Below are 13239 nucleotides of genomic sequence, written 5' to 3'. Positions count from 1 at the left end.
TATTCAGGAGCTACCGCCAGGAGCAGCATGATCACATTCGACGACGTCGTGAAGGTCTACCCCGGCGGCAGCACGGCAGTCGACCACCTCTCCCTCGAACTGCCCACCGGGAAACTGACCGCCCTGGTCGGGCCGTCCGGCTGCGGGAAGACCACGTCGCTTCGCATGATCAACCGGATGGTCACCCCGACCTCCGGCCGGGTGCTCATCGACGGGCAGGACGTCGCCTCCCAGGACGAGGCGACGCTGCGGCGCGGCATCGGATACGTCATCCAGAGCGCGGGCCTGTTCCCGCACCGGACCGTGCTCGACAACGTCGCGACGGTCCCGGTGCTGCTCGGCAAGACCCGCCGGGAGGCCCGGACCGCCGCCCTGGAGCTGCTGGAGCGCGTCGGCCTGGCGCCGGAGTTCGCCAAGCGGTACCCGGCCCAGCTCTCCGGCGGCCAGCAGCAGCGCGTCGGCGTGGCCCGGGCGCTCGCCGCGGACCCGCCGGTCATGCTGATGGACGAGCCGTTCAGCGCCGTCGACCCGGTGGTGCGCGGCCAGCTGCACGCCGAGTTCCTCCGCCTGCAGCAGGACCTCGGCAAGACGATCGCGATGGTCACCCACGACATCGACGAGGCGATCAAGCTGGGCGACCGGGTCGCGGTCCTCCGGCAGGGCGGGATCCTGGCCCAGTTCGGCGCGCCGCAGGAGTTGCTGGAGAAGCCGGCCGACGACTTCGTGGCCGAGTTCGTCGGTCGTGACCGCGGCCTGCGCAGCCTGTCGTTCGACTCGGCGGCCGGGTTGCCGGTGCGGCCGGTCGCGGAGGCTCCCGGTCTCGAGCTGGACGACGCCGGCCGGCCGGTCCGCTGGCGGGACGCGGGGGACCTGGGCGGGGTCTTCCGGGCCACCGACTCGTTGCGGGTGGTCACCGACATGGCGATCAGCTCGCCGGTCGGCATCGCGGTCCGGGTCGATGAGTCGGGCAAGGCGGACGGGATCGTCCTCCATCATGATCTGGTCGACCATCTGATGGAGCGCCGGCGTTGATCCAGTACCTGCAGAACAACTACGAGACCGTGCTGACGGCCCTCCAGCAGCACATCTGGCTCGCCCTGGTGCCGGTCCTCCTGGGCTTCCTGATCGCCCTGCCGATCGGCTACCTCGGTGTCCGCTTCACCTGGCTCTACCACCCGCTGGTGAACACCTGCGGCGTGCTGTACTCGATCCCCTCGCTGGCGCTGTTCGTGTTCCTGCCGGTGCTGCTCGGGACCAAGGTGCTGTCACCGATCAACATCGTCGTGGCGTTGACGATCTACACGGTGGCGCTGCTCGCCCGTACCGTGGCCGATGGTCTGAAATCCGTCGATCCGACGGTGACGCAGGCCGCGACCGCGATGGGATACCGCCGCGTCCGCCGCCTGATCGATGTCGAGCTCCCGGTCGCGCTCCCGGTGATCCTGGCCGGTCTGCGGGTCGCCACGGTCGCCAACATCAGCCTGGTGAGCGTCGGCGCCCTGATCGGCGTGGGTGGTCTCGGCCAGCTGTTCACCCGCGGCTTCCAGCTCTTCTACCTGGAGCCGATCCTGGTCGGCATCATCCTGTCGGTGCTGCTCGCGGGCATCGCCGACCTGGTCATCGTGCTGATCCAGCGGGCGGTCACGCCGTGGGCCCGGTTCCAGCGGGGAGGGACGGCGTGAACCTCTCCTACCTCCTGGATCCGGAGCACTGGCAGCTCAGCACGCCCGGCGGCTTCCCGCAGCTGATCATCTCGCACCTGGGCTACTCGGCCCTGGCCCTGCTCTTCGGCGTGATCATCGCGCTGCCGGTGGGGCTGTACATCGGGCACACCGGCCGGGGCTCGTTCATCGCGATCAACGCCGGCAACGCGGGTCGCTCGCTGCCCACCCTGGGCCTGCTGATGCTCATGGTCACGCTGCTCGGCCTGGGACTGCTCCCGGTGCTGATCGCGCTGACCGTGCTGGTCATCCCGCCGATCCTGACCTCGACGTACGCCGGGATGCGCGCCGTCGACCACGGTGTCGTGGACGCGGCCAAGGGGATGGGCATGCGCCCGCTGCAGGTGCTGTTCCGGGTCGAGTTCCCGATGGCCCTCCCGGTGATCATGGGTGGGTTCCGCAGCGCGGCCCTGCAGGTGGTCGCCACCGCGACGGTGGCCGCGTCGGTCGGTCTCGGCGGGCTGGGCCGCCTGCTCATCGACGGCCTGGCCGTCAACGACTACTCCCGTGTCCTGGCCGGCGCCGTCGTCGTCGCCGTGCTCGCCGTCGTGCTCGACCTGGTTCTGGGGCTCGTGCAGCGCTCGGTCGTGTCGCCCGGACTCTCCGGGCAAACTTCGAAAAGCACCTGAGGAAGGTCTAGAAAACATGTCTCGCATACGTACGGTCGGGGCCGCCATCACCGGCCTCGCTCTCGCCCTCTCCCTCGCGGCCTGTGGCGCCGACGAGGACCCGCTGGCTCAGGAGACCGGTGGCGCGTCGTCCGGTGGCGCGGTCACCGTCGGCTCGGCGAACTTCGCCGAGAGCGAGCTGCTCGCCGAGATCTACTCGCAGGCTCTCGAGGCCAAGGGTGTCGAGGTCAAGCGCTCGTTCAACATCGGTGCCCGCGAGCTGTACCTGAAGGCGCTGCAGGACGGCTCGATCGACCTGCTCCCGGAGTACAACGGCGCCCTGCTCGCCGCGCTCTCCCCGGGCGGCGCGCCGGAGGGCGTCAGCAAGCCGGAGGACGTGCTCGGCGCGCTGAAGAAGGTGCTGCCGGCCGGCACCGAGGTGCTGGAGCAGTCCACCGCCGAGGACAAGGACACGCTGACGGTCACCAAGGAGACCGCCGCGAAGCACAGCCTCAAGACGATCGACGACCTCAAGCCGGTCGCCGGCCAGCTCACCATCGGCGCCGGTCCCGAGTGGGGCGAGCGCTACCAGGGCCTGAAGGGCCTCAAGGAGCTCTACGGCGTGGAGTTCAAGGAGTTCAAGCCGCTCGACGCCGGTGGCCCGCTGACCGTCAACGCGCTCAAGGACAACAAGATCGACGTGGCGAACATCTTCTCCACCGACTCGTCGATCGCGACGAACGGGTTCGTGGTCCTGGAGGACCCGCGCAACCTGTACCTCGCCGAGAACATCCTGCCGCTGATCCGCACCGAGGCGAACAACGACACGGTGTCGGGTGCTCTCAACGCGGTCTCGGCGAAGCTCACCACCGAGAACCTGACCACCTACCTCGCCAAGGTCCAGGTGGACAAGCAGGACACCGCGACGGTCGCGAAGGCGTTCCTGACCGAGAACGGCCTCGTCTGATCCGCTGAAAAAACCGGCCCGGCTCTTCGGAGAGCCGGGCCGGTTCGCGTTTCAGAGGGAGGATCTGACCTTTTTGATGGTACGGCGAAGCCTGCTGCCGGCCCGGAGTTTCAGCAGGTCGAGGGCGCGCACCCCGTCCGCGTTGGGGACACGGGTCAGCGTGTCGGCGTGTTCCACCATCCCGACGATCGTCTCGATCGCCGTCTCCAGGATCCGCGCGTCGCCGAGGTCGTCCGGGCTGGACGTCTCCGTCATGTTCACCGGGCGCAGCTCGTCGAGGTCGCCGACGATGTGGCACGGGTAGTCCCGCAGCTCCTTGATCTGCTGCTCGGCCAGGCCGGCCACCCAGGCGGCCCGGTCCAGCCCGACGCCGAACCGCACGTCGTTGCTCCCGTTCTTGAGCACCGCGTTGACCAGGTGCCGCTGGACGACCAGCTGGTAGGGCGTGCGGTGCGGGAACCGGTCGCCGAGCGCCTCGTTGACCCGGCGCAGCACCTCGATCTCGGCGGCGCCGAGCGACGGGTTCGCGGTCGGGTCCTCCAGGTCGCAGACGCCGTCCGGGATGCCGGTGATGCCGGCGAACCGCTGCCAGAGCGTGTCGCGTGGCGCGCCGGGCGCCGGGATCGTGATCAGGTGCCGCTGGGCGGGCGGTACCAGGTCGCCCCACTTCTTCAGCATCCGGTTCGGGGTGTGCATCTCCCAGAACGTCGGGAAGCGGTTCTCCTCGACGGCGGTCAGGAACTCGGTGAACGTCCACTTGTTGCGGGCCCGGACGCTCTGCTGCCAGAACGACGGGAAGGTGCGCCACAGGTCCCGGCCGGTCACGATGACGTGCACCTCGGCCGACCCGAACGCCGCGACGCCGCGGGCCGCCTGCTCGGGGGTGGCGCCGCCGAGCGCCTCGTTGCTGACGATCACGTCGCCGCGCCATCCGGCGGCCGCGTCGGCGACCCGCTGCCAGGTCCAGGAGGCCCGCGGATCACGCCACTCGACCTCGCGGAGATCGGTCATCGCCTGATCCTGGGCCCACGAGCCGCCGGGGAGGAGAATGCCTGCGTCCCGCAGTGCCCGCTCATTGTTCCAGAGGACGTTCTGGACGTAGGTGCTGCCCGTCTTCGGGGCGCCGACGTGCAGGAACACGCGTCGGGCCATGTTTCCTCCCGTTATTTGATCTACCGAACAGAAAGTGTCACATGAGTTAAGAGAATCGTTTACCGAACAATCGCCGACCGTTCGGTGAACCGCGTACGACGGAATTGCGGCCGGGTCACATACTGATGACCATGACTGACCGGGGGACGTACGGCGAGAGCGTGCTGGTGGCGCTCGGCTGGTACGTGACGGTGTTCGGCGGCCTGCTCGCCGGGTTCTGGCAGACCGACACCGGTCACACCTGTGACGACGCCGTGTCGTGGTGCTTCTCGCCGTCCTTCGTGGCGTCGTTCGGCGCGGTGCTCGCGGTTCCGGCGGCGCTGGTGCTGACCGGCATCGCCGCGCTCATCACCCGTCCGATGGTCCGCTCCGGGGTGTCCGCGCCGGTGGCCGGCACCGCGGCCGCGGCGATCGCCGGGCTGGCCGGAGCGGTGGCCGCGCTGGTGCTGCTGGTGGCGGCCCGATGAAGGCGCTCTTCTACGGCTGGCTCTTCGGCGTGCCGTTCCTGCTGATCGTCGGCGTGGTCCGGCGTGCCTCCTCGCCCGAGTTCCCGGACCCGGCGCAGACCGCGCACTTCGCCACGGTCACCGGCCGCTATCTGGTCGCGGCGCTGGCCCTCAACATCGCCGTTCCGCTGATCGGGATGGCGGTGGCCTGGCGCCGCGGCGAGAAGGCGTGGACCGAGCGGTTCATCCGCTCGCTCTGGTGGATGGCGGTGATCCTGCTGTTCCAGTGGGCTCTCACCAGCGGCAGCGGGCAGCCGGCCCGCGACGAGGATCCGGCGCCGCGGGTCACCCACTGCATCCCGATCAGCGGGGGCCGGCAATGCCCGGGCGGCTGAGCGGTCACCTCTCCTGGATGTCGGTGAGGCCGGTCGAGGGCGCGACGACGGCGTTCCACTTCTGCAGCAGGCCGCCGTCGCACGGGGCGACGGTGATCCGGCCGATCTTGTCGCCGAGCCGGGTGTAGAGCTCGGTCTCGCTCGGCGCGAGGCAGAGCCCGGCCGTGTCGACGAGGGTGTACGACTTCGTGCTGTCCTTGTGCGCCACGTACCGGATCCAGGTCACCTCGGCCGCGAGCGCGGTGGCGCACGGCACCACCGTCACGTACTGCCCGGCCGCCGCCGAGCGGGGACTGCGCAGGCAGTGCAGGACCGCGCTCCTCGTCGCGGTGACCCGGCCGGTCCCGCCGGTGGTCTTGTCGGTGACCGCGGGCAGGATGAACCGCTGGTTCCAGGAGATGTTCGCCGGCACCGGGTTCGCCGTGCACGGCCAGGCGATCAGGTACCCGTAGAGCACGTTGCCCTCGGTCACGTCCAGGCAGCGGCCGAACTGCTGGTAGTTCACCAGCTGCTCGGTGCTCTCGCCGGCCGCGCCCGCGCCGACGCTCGGCTCCGGCTGCATCGTCGACGTGACGTTGTACTGGCTGCTCGTGCACTTCGCGTAGACCAGCCGGCTCTGCTTCGCGCCCGGGTTCTGCAGGTTGACGCACCAGCCGTTGAGCGTCTTCGCGTCGTCGGTGCCGGCGAAGCTCGCATGACCTGCGTGCAGCGTCCAGAGCTGCCGCGGCGGTGACTGGGTGGTGGTGTCGTCGAGCGGCACCACGCACGGCTGGAAGGTCACCACCACCTGGTTGGCGGTGGCGGGCCGGGTCGCGTCCAGGCACATGTCGGTCCCGGCCGACTGCGGCGGCTTCGGGTGGGCGAGGGCCATGCTCGAGACGTACGCGAACATCTGCCGGTGCGGGCGCTGCGCATCGCAGGGCATCATCCACACCTCGTCACCGGCCGCGGGCTGGTCGGTGAGCGCGTCCATGCAGAGCTCGCCGCCCGGATAGTTGTGGATCAGGCCCATCGGGATCTGCGCGTTCGGCACCCGGAACGTGTACGTCGCCTCGAGCACCCGCGCGGCCACCGTCGAGGTACGGGCGGTCCCGCCACCGGTCCCGTCGGTGACGTCCTGCGCCCGCAGCCGCGCGGTGGCCGGAGCGTACGGCGGCGGGCAGACCAGCCGGCCGCCGGTCGCGCTCAGGTAGGTGATCTCGACCTTGTACCCGTTGCCGGGCGCCGGGGAGACGCTGCCGGCCAGTGAGCCGCACGGCAGCAGCGACGGCACTCCCTTGCCGTCGCCGTCGACTGCCGCGCGGATCTGGCCGAGCGCGACCTGCAGCCCCGCCTCGGCGGAGCTGATCGCGAGTCCGCGGTCGCCGGCCCGGCGGACGTCCTTGACCTGGCTGAGCAGCGCGGAGCTGAGCAGGCCGCTGATCGACAGCGCCAGCATCGAGATCAGCAGCGCGACCGGGAGGGAGCCGTGGTCGTCCTTCATGTGCCGGTCCGGCCCGCGGCGCAGACCGTCGCGTTCGCGGTGGCCGCCGAGGCGTCCGAGTTCAGCGCCGTGAAGAGGAACTCGGTCGTGTGGCTGCCGGCCGCCGGTCCGGCCGCCGCGAACGTGGCGGTCAGCGTCAGCCGCAGCTGCTGACGCAGGCCCACCGTGCTGGACAGGCTGAACGGCGTGCTGCTGGTGATGCCGCCGGCCAGGGTGCTCCAGCCGCCGGCCGGGGTGGCGCCGCTGGTCCAGGTGCGGCGCTGCAGCAGGTCGCCGCGCAGCCGCAGCTCGGTGCAGAGCAGGCTGCTGCCGTTGAGGTACTCGACGTACTGGTCGGCGCCGTCGGCGCCGGGGCCGGGTCTGCTGATCGCCGACGCGTAGCGGATCTCGGTGTCCAGGCGCTCGAAGACGATGCCGAGACGGCTCTGCAGGGCCTGGGTGGCCTCGGCGTCGTTCGCGGTGCGGTACATCTGTGCCACGGCGGTGGCGGCGACGGCCGTGAAGAACCCCATGAGGGACATCGCCACGACCAGCTCGATCAGGGTGACGCCGTCGTCGGGCCGGGCTCTCATGGGCAGGTTCCGTCGATGGTGAGATCGGCGCCGCGGACCTGCACGGTGTCGCCGATGATCCCGCACCGGAAGACGCTGTACGAGCCGAGCAGGTGGATCCCGCCGCTGAGGGCCTGCACGGGGCCGTGGACCGTCGCGTACGACCCGGAGATGATGATCGCCGGGACGGCTGCCGAACCGCTCAGCAGCCCGGTCGTACCGGGGCTGGCCTTGTTGCCGATCGTCACCTTCGACGAGGCCACCGTGATCGTGCCGGTGGCGACGAGCAGCGGGGACACGTCGGTGGTCACGTTCACCGCGCACGGCACGTAGACGACGGTCGCGGCCGCCGGCACCGAGCCGGCGGCGTACGTCCACGATCCTGAAACGCACGCCGAGGCCGCCACCGCGTGGTAACCGGAACCGGCCGCCGTGGCCGCGGACCCGCCGGGAGCGTAGTCCGCGACGATCCGGATGCCGGTCGGGACGGAGGAGGCGACCTGAACCGGCGTCGGAGCGGTGCCGCCGCTGAGGTATTGAGCGGTGACGTACTCGATGCGCGGGGCGACGGTCACGCCGCTGCCCTCGATGCGCAGGTCCATGTTGGTGTGCACCAGGCCGGTGACGGTCAGCGTCGAGGAGGAGATCCAGAGAGCGGCCGGATTGGTGTAACCGCTGCTGCGGTTCGCCCAGATGGCCGTCCCGCCACCGGTCGCCGACGGGCTGGGTGACGGGGAAGGGGAAGGGGAAGGGGAAGGGGAGGGGCTCGGGGACGGCGACGGCGAGGCTGAGGGGGAGTAGGTGGCGGCGGTCGGGAAGACCGGGTCGTCGGCCGCGTTCACCAGCGTCGCCAGGAAGTACGCGCAGGTCCCGCTCGGGCACTGGGCATCCGGCCACTGGACGGCCACGACGACGCGCAGCAGCTCCACACCGGACCGGGCGGCGTTGCACGTGCTGCCGATCCCGGCCGGGCGCCAGCACTTCACGACGTACCAGTTCTGCTGGAACGTGACGCCGTTCAGCTTCACCGCGACCGGCTGGGTCGGCAGGTTCGCCGTCGCGCCGTCCCCGGCCTTCGCGTCGGTGTCCCAGACCGTCACCGCGTCGGCGAGGTACTGACCGGCGCCGGCCACCTGTGCCTGCCTGGTGACCGAGGCCTGATCGCGGCGGGTCAGCACGGCCCCGCCGCCGAGCCCGGTCGCGACCTCCAGCGCCGAGGTGGCGATCCGGACGGCGTCCTCCCGGCCGGCGTAGTGGTCGCCGAGCGTGAGACTGCGGACGAAGAACACCGTGGTGGCGGTCAGCACCACGCTGACCACGGCGATCGCGACGATGACCTCGACCAGCGTGAAACCGTTCTGGTCGCCGGACCGGCGCACGCCATCAGCCCCTTCGCTCAGCCACTCGGCTCAGCTCCTTCGCTGAGCCCCTTCGCGAACGACTCCCCCTTGCTGAATCGTCCGGAAGGGGCCGGGGCTGAGGCGTCAGGCCTGCTTGGTCTCCCAGAAGATGGTGGAGATCTCCTCGATCTTGCCGAGGAGCTGCTCGGCGACGGCGGGGTCGACCGAGCCCTTGGCGCCGGAGGCGCCGGCCAGCTTGGTGGCCTCGTTGAAGAGCTGGTGCAGGTTCGGGTACTTCTCGAAGTGCGGCGCCTTGAAGTAGTCGGTCCAGAGCACCCAGAGGTGGTGCTTGACCAGCTCGGCGCGCTGCTCCTTGATCAGGATGGCCCGGGTGCGGAACTCCGGGTCGGTGTTCGCCTGGTACTTCTCGGCGATGGCCTTGATCGACTCGGCCTCGATCCGGGCCTGAGCCGGGTCGTAGACGCCGCACGGCAGGTCGCAGTGCGCGCTGACGGTCAGGCGGGGCGTGAGAAAACGGGGGAGACGCATCAGAGAGGTCCTTCGTGAGAGATGAATTCCCGGTCGTGGTGGACGAGCCGGCCGCTGCCGGTGCCGAGGACCACCTCGAGCACCGCGGCGACCACGACGGTGGAGTCGCCGACCGGGACCAGGTGCAGCGGGGTGCCGCGCAGTGCCGCAAGGGCGCCGGGCAGCATCGGCTCGCCGGTGGGCAGCACGTCCCAGCCCTGCTCGGGCGTGAATCGGGGCCGGTCCGCCCGGGCGAAATCGTGTGCCAGCGCGGCGTGGCCGGGCCCGAGCAGGTTGACCGCGAAGCTCGGGGCCTCGACGATCGCGCGGGCCGACCGGGTGCCCATCACCGAGAACGACAGGGCGGGCGGCGCCACCGACACCGACGCGACGCTCGAGGCGGTCAGCCCGACCGGCCCGTCCGGACCGGCCGCGGTGATCACCGCGACCCCGGTCGGGTACCGGCGGAAGGCCGCCTTGAAGAGCTCGGTCACATCGATATCGGTGTGGAACACCTCGAAACGCTAAAACCTCAAGTCGACTTGAGGTCAACTCAGCGGGGGAACGCCTTCTCGTAGAGGCCGGCCAGCCCCGGCGTGGTCGCCTCGCCGCTGTAGCCGCAGATCATCACGGCCCCCGCCGACGACGCCACCAGGTAATCCTTTCCGGACTCGAACTTGCCGGTCCCCATCAGCTGCTCGGAGGTCTCGCCGGTCTGTGACACCTCGGCGCGGCCGACCTCGCCACCGGTGTAGACGCGGGTCACATCGAGCGTGACGGTGGTCGGAGTGAGCGCTGTCACCGTACCGGCGAAGGCGAGATCGGCGGAGGCCGCGAGGCGCTCCGCAGTGGGCTCCACGCACTTCGCCGCGATCCCGGCCGGCCCGGTGAGCTGCACGGTCTTCTCCTCGGGGCGGGTCAGGGCCCAGGCCGTGCCGCCCAGCACCAGCACCAGCGCCGCCGCGGCGAGCGCATAGTGGCGCCGCCGGTTCACTGCGGTCGTCGTCATCGTCATCGTCGTCTCCACCAGTCGGGTCGCCTCGTCGGGAGAGAGCGCGGCCAGCGACGCCGCCGGATCGGCTTCGCGGATCCGGGCTCGCAGATCGTCTTCGGTCATCGCCCTCTCCCTTCCGTCGGCTGTTCATGTCCGGTGGGGTTCCCGGCCTTTCTCTTTCCTCCTGCTTGATCAAGTCGCTCGCGCAGCTTGGCCTTCGCTCGGTGCAGGCGGATGTGCACGGCGTTGACCGAGACCCCGAGCACCACGGCGATCTGGCCGGGCGCGAGGTCCTCCCAGGCCCAGAGCCGCAGCAGTTCGGCGTCCTCGGGTCGCAGGGTCGCCATCGCCGCCGTGAGCTCGTCGTCCTCGTCGTGATGGCTTTCGGTCACGGTCTGCGGTGGATCGAGGCGGGCGACCTTGGCGGCCACGCGCGCCTGACGACGCCGGCCGCGCTCCGCGTTGGCCAGGCAGCGACGAGCGATGCCGTACGCCCACAGCACCCGCTCCTCCGGCATGTCATCGAGCCGCCGCCAGCAGATCAGCAAGGTCTCCGAGAGCACGTCGTCGGCGGTCGCCGGATCGGTGCGCCGGGCCAGGTAGCGCCGCACGGCGTCGATCACCGCGGGCGCCACCGCCTCGAAGCGCGCCCGCCGCGCGTCCGCAGTCATAGGGTCCACCTCCGCACATGTCCGGCACGGCAGTGGATCTTTCTGGGTTTTCGAGGATTTTTCGTGACCCGTGCGGGCCGTTTCGCCCCCTGCGGTGATGAAAAGCGGTCGAATAGGGTCACGGCAACTTCTCGGCAAGGAGCTCGCATGAGCGGCTGGTTCGCCGACCTTCGGGTCAACACCAAGATCCAGGCGGGTATCGGCGTGGCAGCGGTCGCGGCTGTCGCTGTCGGCGTCACCGGCCTGGTCGCGATCTCGGACCTCGGCGAGCGCAACGAGCTGCTCTACTCCGACAACGTGGCGCCGCTGACCCAGCTCGCCTCGGTGCAGCGCAATCTCCAGGGTCTGCGCGCCCGGTACCTGGAGTACGGCGTCGCGACCGCCGCCACCCGCGAGACGCTCCTCGAGGAGATCGCCACCCGGAAGAACAACATCGACGAGGGGCTGACGGCGTACCGGCCCGGCCTGGTCAGCGCGGAGAGCGTCGACGCGTTCGAGACGGCGTACGAGAAGCTGGTCACCGACAGCGAGCAGATCCTGATCCCGCTCGGCGACAAGGGCGCGGTCAAGCAGTTCGCGGCCGAATATCGCGACACCATCCTGCCCACCATGGTCGAGGCGTCGGACGCGATCGAGAGCGAGAACACCGCGCAGCTGGATCAGGCCGCCACCCGGGCCGCGGAGAGCGCCGCGTCAGCGGCGGACGCCAAACGCCTGCAGATCGGCGTCCTGATCGTCGGCGTGCTCGCCGCGATCTTCGTGGGCCTGTCGGTGGCCCGCTACATCGTCAAGCGCCTCGACCGGGTCAAGAGGTCGCTCACCTCGATGGCCGACGGCGACCTCACCGACACCGTCGACGTGGCCGGCCGCGACGAGGTCGGCCAGATGGCGCAGATGCTGTCCCGGGCGCAGACCCAGACCCGCGACGTCGTCGCCTCGGTCGGCGCCGCCGCGCAGAGCCTCGCCGCCGCGGCCGAGGAGACCTCGACGATCGCGAACCAGATCAACGAGGGCGCCGCCACCGCCTCCGAGCAGGCCCGGATGGTCTCCACCGCCTCCGACGACGTCTCGCTGAGCGTCTCCACCGTCGCCGCCGGCTCCGAGGAGATGGGCGCGGCCATCGCCGAGATCGCGCAGAGCGCCAACGCCGCTGCCGAGGTCGTCGGCAAGGCCGTGAACGTGGCCGCCACCGCCAACCAGACCATCGCGACGCTGGGTGAGTCCAGCCGGCAGATCGGCGACGTCATCCGGGTGATCACCGCGATCGCCGAGCAGACCAACCTGCTCGCCCTGAACGCGACCATCGAGGCCGCCCGCGCCGGCGAGACCGGCAAGGGGTTCGCCGTGGTCGCCGGCGAGGTCAAGGACCTGGCCCAGGAGACCGCCCGGGCCACCGAGGACATCGCCCGCCGGGTCGAGGCGATCCAGAACGACAGCAACCACGCGGTCGCCGCCATCGGCGAGATCAGCGAGATCATCGGCCACATCAGCGACTACACCACCACGATCGCGTCGGCGGTCGAGGAGCAGAGCGCCACCACCGCCGAGATGAACCGCAACGTCTCCGAGGCCGCCAACGCCACCGGGCAGATCAACACCGGCATCACCAGCGTGGCCGAGAGCGCCCGGATGACCGCCGAATCGGTCGGCGACGCCCAGCGCTCCGCGGCCGAGCTGTCCCGCATGTCGAGTGAGCTGCAGTCTGCCGTCTCCCGGTTTGTCTACTGACGACATCCTGGGGGCATGAGCTCCCGAACCCGCTTCGCCCGGACGTCTCTTCTGCTCGTGCTGCTCGCCGTCGTCCTCATCCTCGTGGTCTTCTCGCCGCTGATGATGCGGTGGCTGTCGCCGGACGGTGAGGCAGACTGGAGCCAGCTGTCCAATGTGGGCCAGGCCTACGGTGGCGTATCGGCGGTCCTGTCCGCCCTGGCCATCTGCGGGGTCGGCGTCACGCTGCTCCTGCAGAACCGGCAGACCCGCGCCGAGCAACTGCTCGCCATCAAGGACCGGCAGCTGGAGATCCTGCGGCTGTCGCTGGAGAAGCCGGAGCTGACGGTCCGGAACGAGCTCAGCCCCCGCACCACCGAGACGATCATGCTGGACATGCACTCGAACCTCTGGGTGCAGAACTGGGAACTGCTCTGGCAGCTCGACTTCATCGACGACGACGCCGTCCGCGGCCACGCCACCTGGCTGTTCATGGACAGCCGGCGGCACGCCTGGTGGGAGCTCTACGGGCCGACCTGGACCGACAACGCCCGCTACTTCAAGAAGCCCGGCCAGTTCATGAACGCCGTGAACAGCGGTTACGAAGAAGCGAAGCGGCGACTCGCCGAGGCCGCCACAGCCGGGGACGCCGCGCCTCACCACGAATGATCCACCT

Annotated in this window: 16 protein-coding genes; 8 read left to right on the top strand and 8 right to left on the bottom strand. The window is 70.3% G+C overall.

The window, feature by feature from the left end:
- Window positions 1-27: 27 nt before the first annotated feature.
- From EP757_RS38125 to EP757_RS38110, 4 genes are read left to right on the top strand one after another with little or no spacing between them, the layout of a single operon-like run.
- A complete protein-coding gene (locus EP757_RS38125) occupies window positions 28-1032 on the top strand; it encodes an ABC transporter ATP-binding protein (protein WP_127553193.1) in 1005 nt (334 codons plus the stop codon).
- Window positions 1029-1682, top strand: coding sequence for an ABC transporter permease (locus EP757_RS38120; RefSeq protein ID WP_127553192.1), 654 nt, complete (start codon window positions 1029-1031; stop codon window positions 1680-1682). Before EP757_RS38125 ends, EP757_RS38120 begins: the two co-directional genes overlap by 4 nt.
- Window positions 1679-2350: an ABC transporter permease gene (locus EP757_RS38115; RefSeq protein WP_127553191.1), complete on the top strand. Its 672-nt coding sequence runs from the start codon at window positions 1679-1681 to the stop codon at window positions 2348-2350. The genes EP757_RS38120 and EP757_RS38115 overlap by 4 nt, the downstream gene beginning before the upstream one ends.
- A gap of 16 nt (window positions 2351-2366) precedes the next feature.
- Window positions 2367-3296, top strand: a complete 930-nt coding sequence (locus tag EP757_RS38110; protein WP_127553190.1) for an ABC transporter substrate-binding protein — start codon at window positions 2367-2369, stop codon at window positions 3294-3296.
- Between the two features lie 51 nt (window positions 3297-3347).
- Here the strand turns inward: EP757_RS38110 and EP757_RS38105 are convergent, their stop codons facing one another.
- Entirely contained in the window at window positions 3348-4448 is a 1101-nt protein-coding gene (locus EP757_RS38105) for a hypothetical protein (protein ID WP_127553189.1), read from the bottom strand.
- 131 nt (window positions 4449-4579) lie between these two features.
- Between EP757_RS38105 and EP757_RS38100 the strand changes: the two genes are divergently transcribed.
- Both EP757_RS38100 and EP757_RS38095 read left to right on the top strand, forming a co-directional pair.
- The gene (locus tag EP757_RS38100; protein WP_127553188.1) at window positions 4580-4915 is read left to right on the top strand and encodes a hypothetical protein; all 336 of its coding nucleotides are present in this window, start codon (window positions 4580-4582) and stop codon (window positions 4913-4915) included.
- Window positions 4912-5289 carry a hypothetical protein gene (locus tag EP757_RS38095; RefSeq protein WP_127553187.1) on the top strand — a complete coding sequence of 126 codons (378 nt, stop codon included), beginning with the start codon at window positions 4912-4914 and terminating at the stop codon, window positions 5287-5289. Before EP757_RS38100 ends, EP757_RS38095 begins: the two co-directional genes overlap by 4 nt.
- A 4-nt stretch (window positions 5290-5293) precedes the next feature.
- Here the strand turns inward: EP757_RS38095 and EP757_RS38090 are convergent, their stop codons facing one another.
- The 7 genes from EP757_RS38090 to EP757_RS38060 form a co-directional block, all read right to left on the bottom strand.
- The gene (locus tag EP757_RS38090) at window positions 5294-6772 is read right to left on the bottom strand and encodes a ricin-type beta-trefoil lectin domain protein (RefSeq protein ID WP_127553186.1); all 1479 of its coding nucleotides are present in this window, start codon (window positions 6770-6772) and stop codon (window positions 5294-5296) included.
- Window positions 6769-7344: a type II secretion system protein J gene (locus EP757_RS38085; RefSeq protein ID WP_127553185.1), complete on the bottom strand. Its 576-nt coding sequence runs from the start codon at window positions 7342-7344 to the stop codon at window positions 6769-6771. Before EP757_RS38085 ends, EP757_RS38090 begins: the two co-directional genes overlap by 4 nt.
- Entirely contained in the window at window positions 7341-8702 is a 1362-nt protein-coding gene (locus EP757_RS38080; protein ID WP_127553184.1) for a prepilin-type N-terminal cleavage/methylation domain-containing protein, read from the bottom strand. The genes EP757_RS38085 and EP757_RS38080 overlap by 4 nt, the downstream gene beginning before the upstream one ends.
- Before the next feature lie 105 nt (window positions 8703-8807).
- Window positions 8808-9212, bottom strand: coding sequence for a superoxide dismutase, Ni (gene sodN / locus EP757_RS38075; protein WP_127553183.1), 405 nt, complete (start codon window positions 9210-9212; stop codon window positions 8808-8810).
- A complete protein-coding gene (locus EP757_RS38070) occupies window positions 9212-9706 on the bottom strand; it encodes a flavin reductase family protein (RefSeq protein ID WP_127553182.1) in 495 nt (164 codons plus the stop codon). The genes sodN and EP757_RS38070 overlap by 1 nt, the downstream gene beginning before the upstream one ends.
- A gap of 38 nt (window positions 9707-9744) precedes the next feature.
- Window positions 9745-10308, bottom strand: a complete 564-nt coding sequence (locus EP757_RS38065; protein ID WP_127553181.1) for a hypothetical protein — start codon at window positions 10306-10308, stop codon at window positions 9745-9747.
- Window positions 10305-10856, bottom strand: coding sequence for an RNA polymerase sigma factor (locus EP757_RS38060; RefSeq protein ID WP_127553180.1), 552 nt, complete (start codon window positions 10854-10856; stop codon window positions 10305-10307). The genes EP757_RS38065 and EP757_RS38060 overlap by 4 nt, the downstream gene beginning before the upstream one ends.
- Before the next feature lie 147 nt (window positions 10857-11003).
- On the opposite strand from EP757_RS38060, the gene EP757_RS38055 reads away from it, so the two are divergent.
- Both EP757_RS38055 and EP757_RS38050 read left to right on the top strand, forming a co-directional pair.
- Entirely contained in the window at window positions 11004-12584 is a 1581-nt protein-coding gene (locus EP757_RS38055; protein ID WP_127553179.1) for a methyl-accepting chemotaxis protein, read from the top strand.
- Window positions 12585-12599: 15 nt separating this feature from the next.
- Window positions 12600-13232, top strand: coding sequence for a DUF6082 family protein (locus tag EP757_RS38050; protein ID WP_127553178.1), 633 nt, complete (start codon window positions 12600-12602; stop codon window positions 13230-13232).
- Window positions 13233-13239 lie beyond the last annotated feature (7 nt).

The organism is Actinoplanes sp. OR16 (assembly GCF_004001265.1).
GTDB lineage: Bacteria > Actinomycetota > Actinomycetes > Mycobacteriales > Micromonosporaceae > Actinoplanes.
Note: the sequence above shows the minus strand (reverse complement) of the source record. Positions and strands in the feature narration are given on the sequence as shown.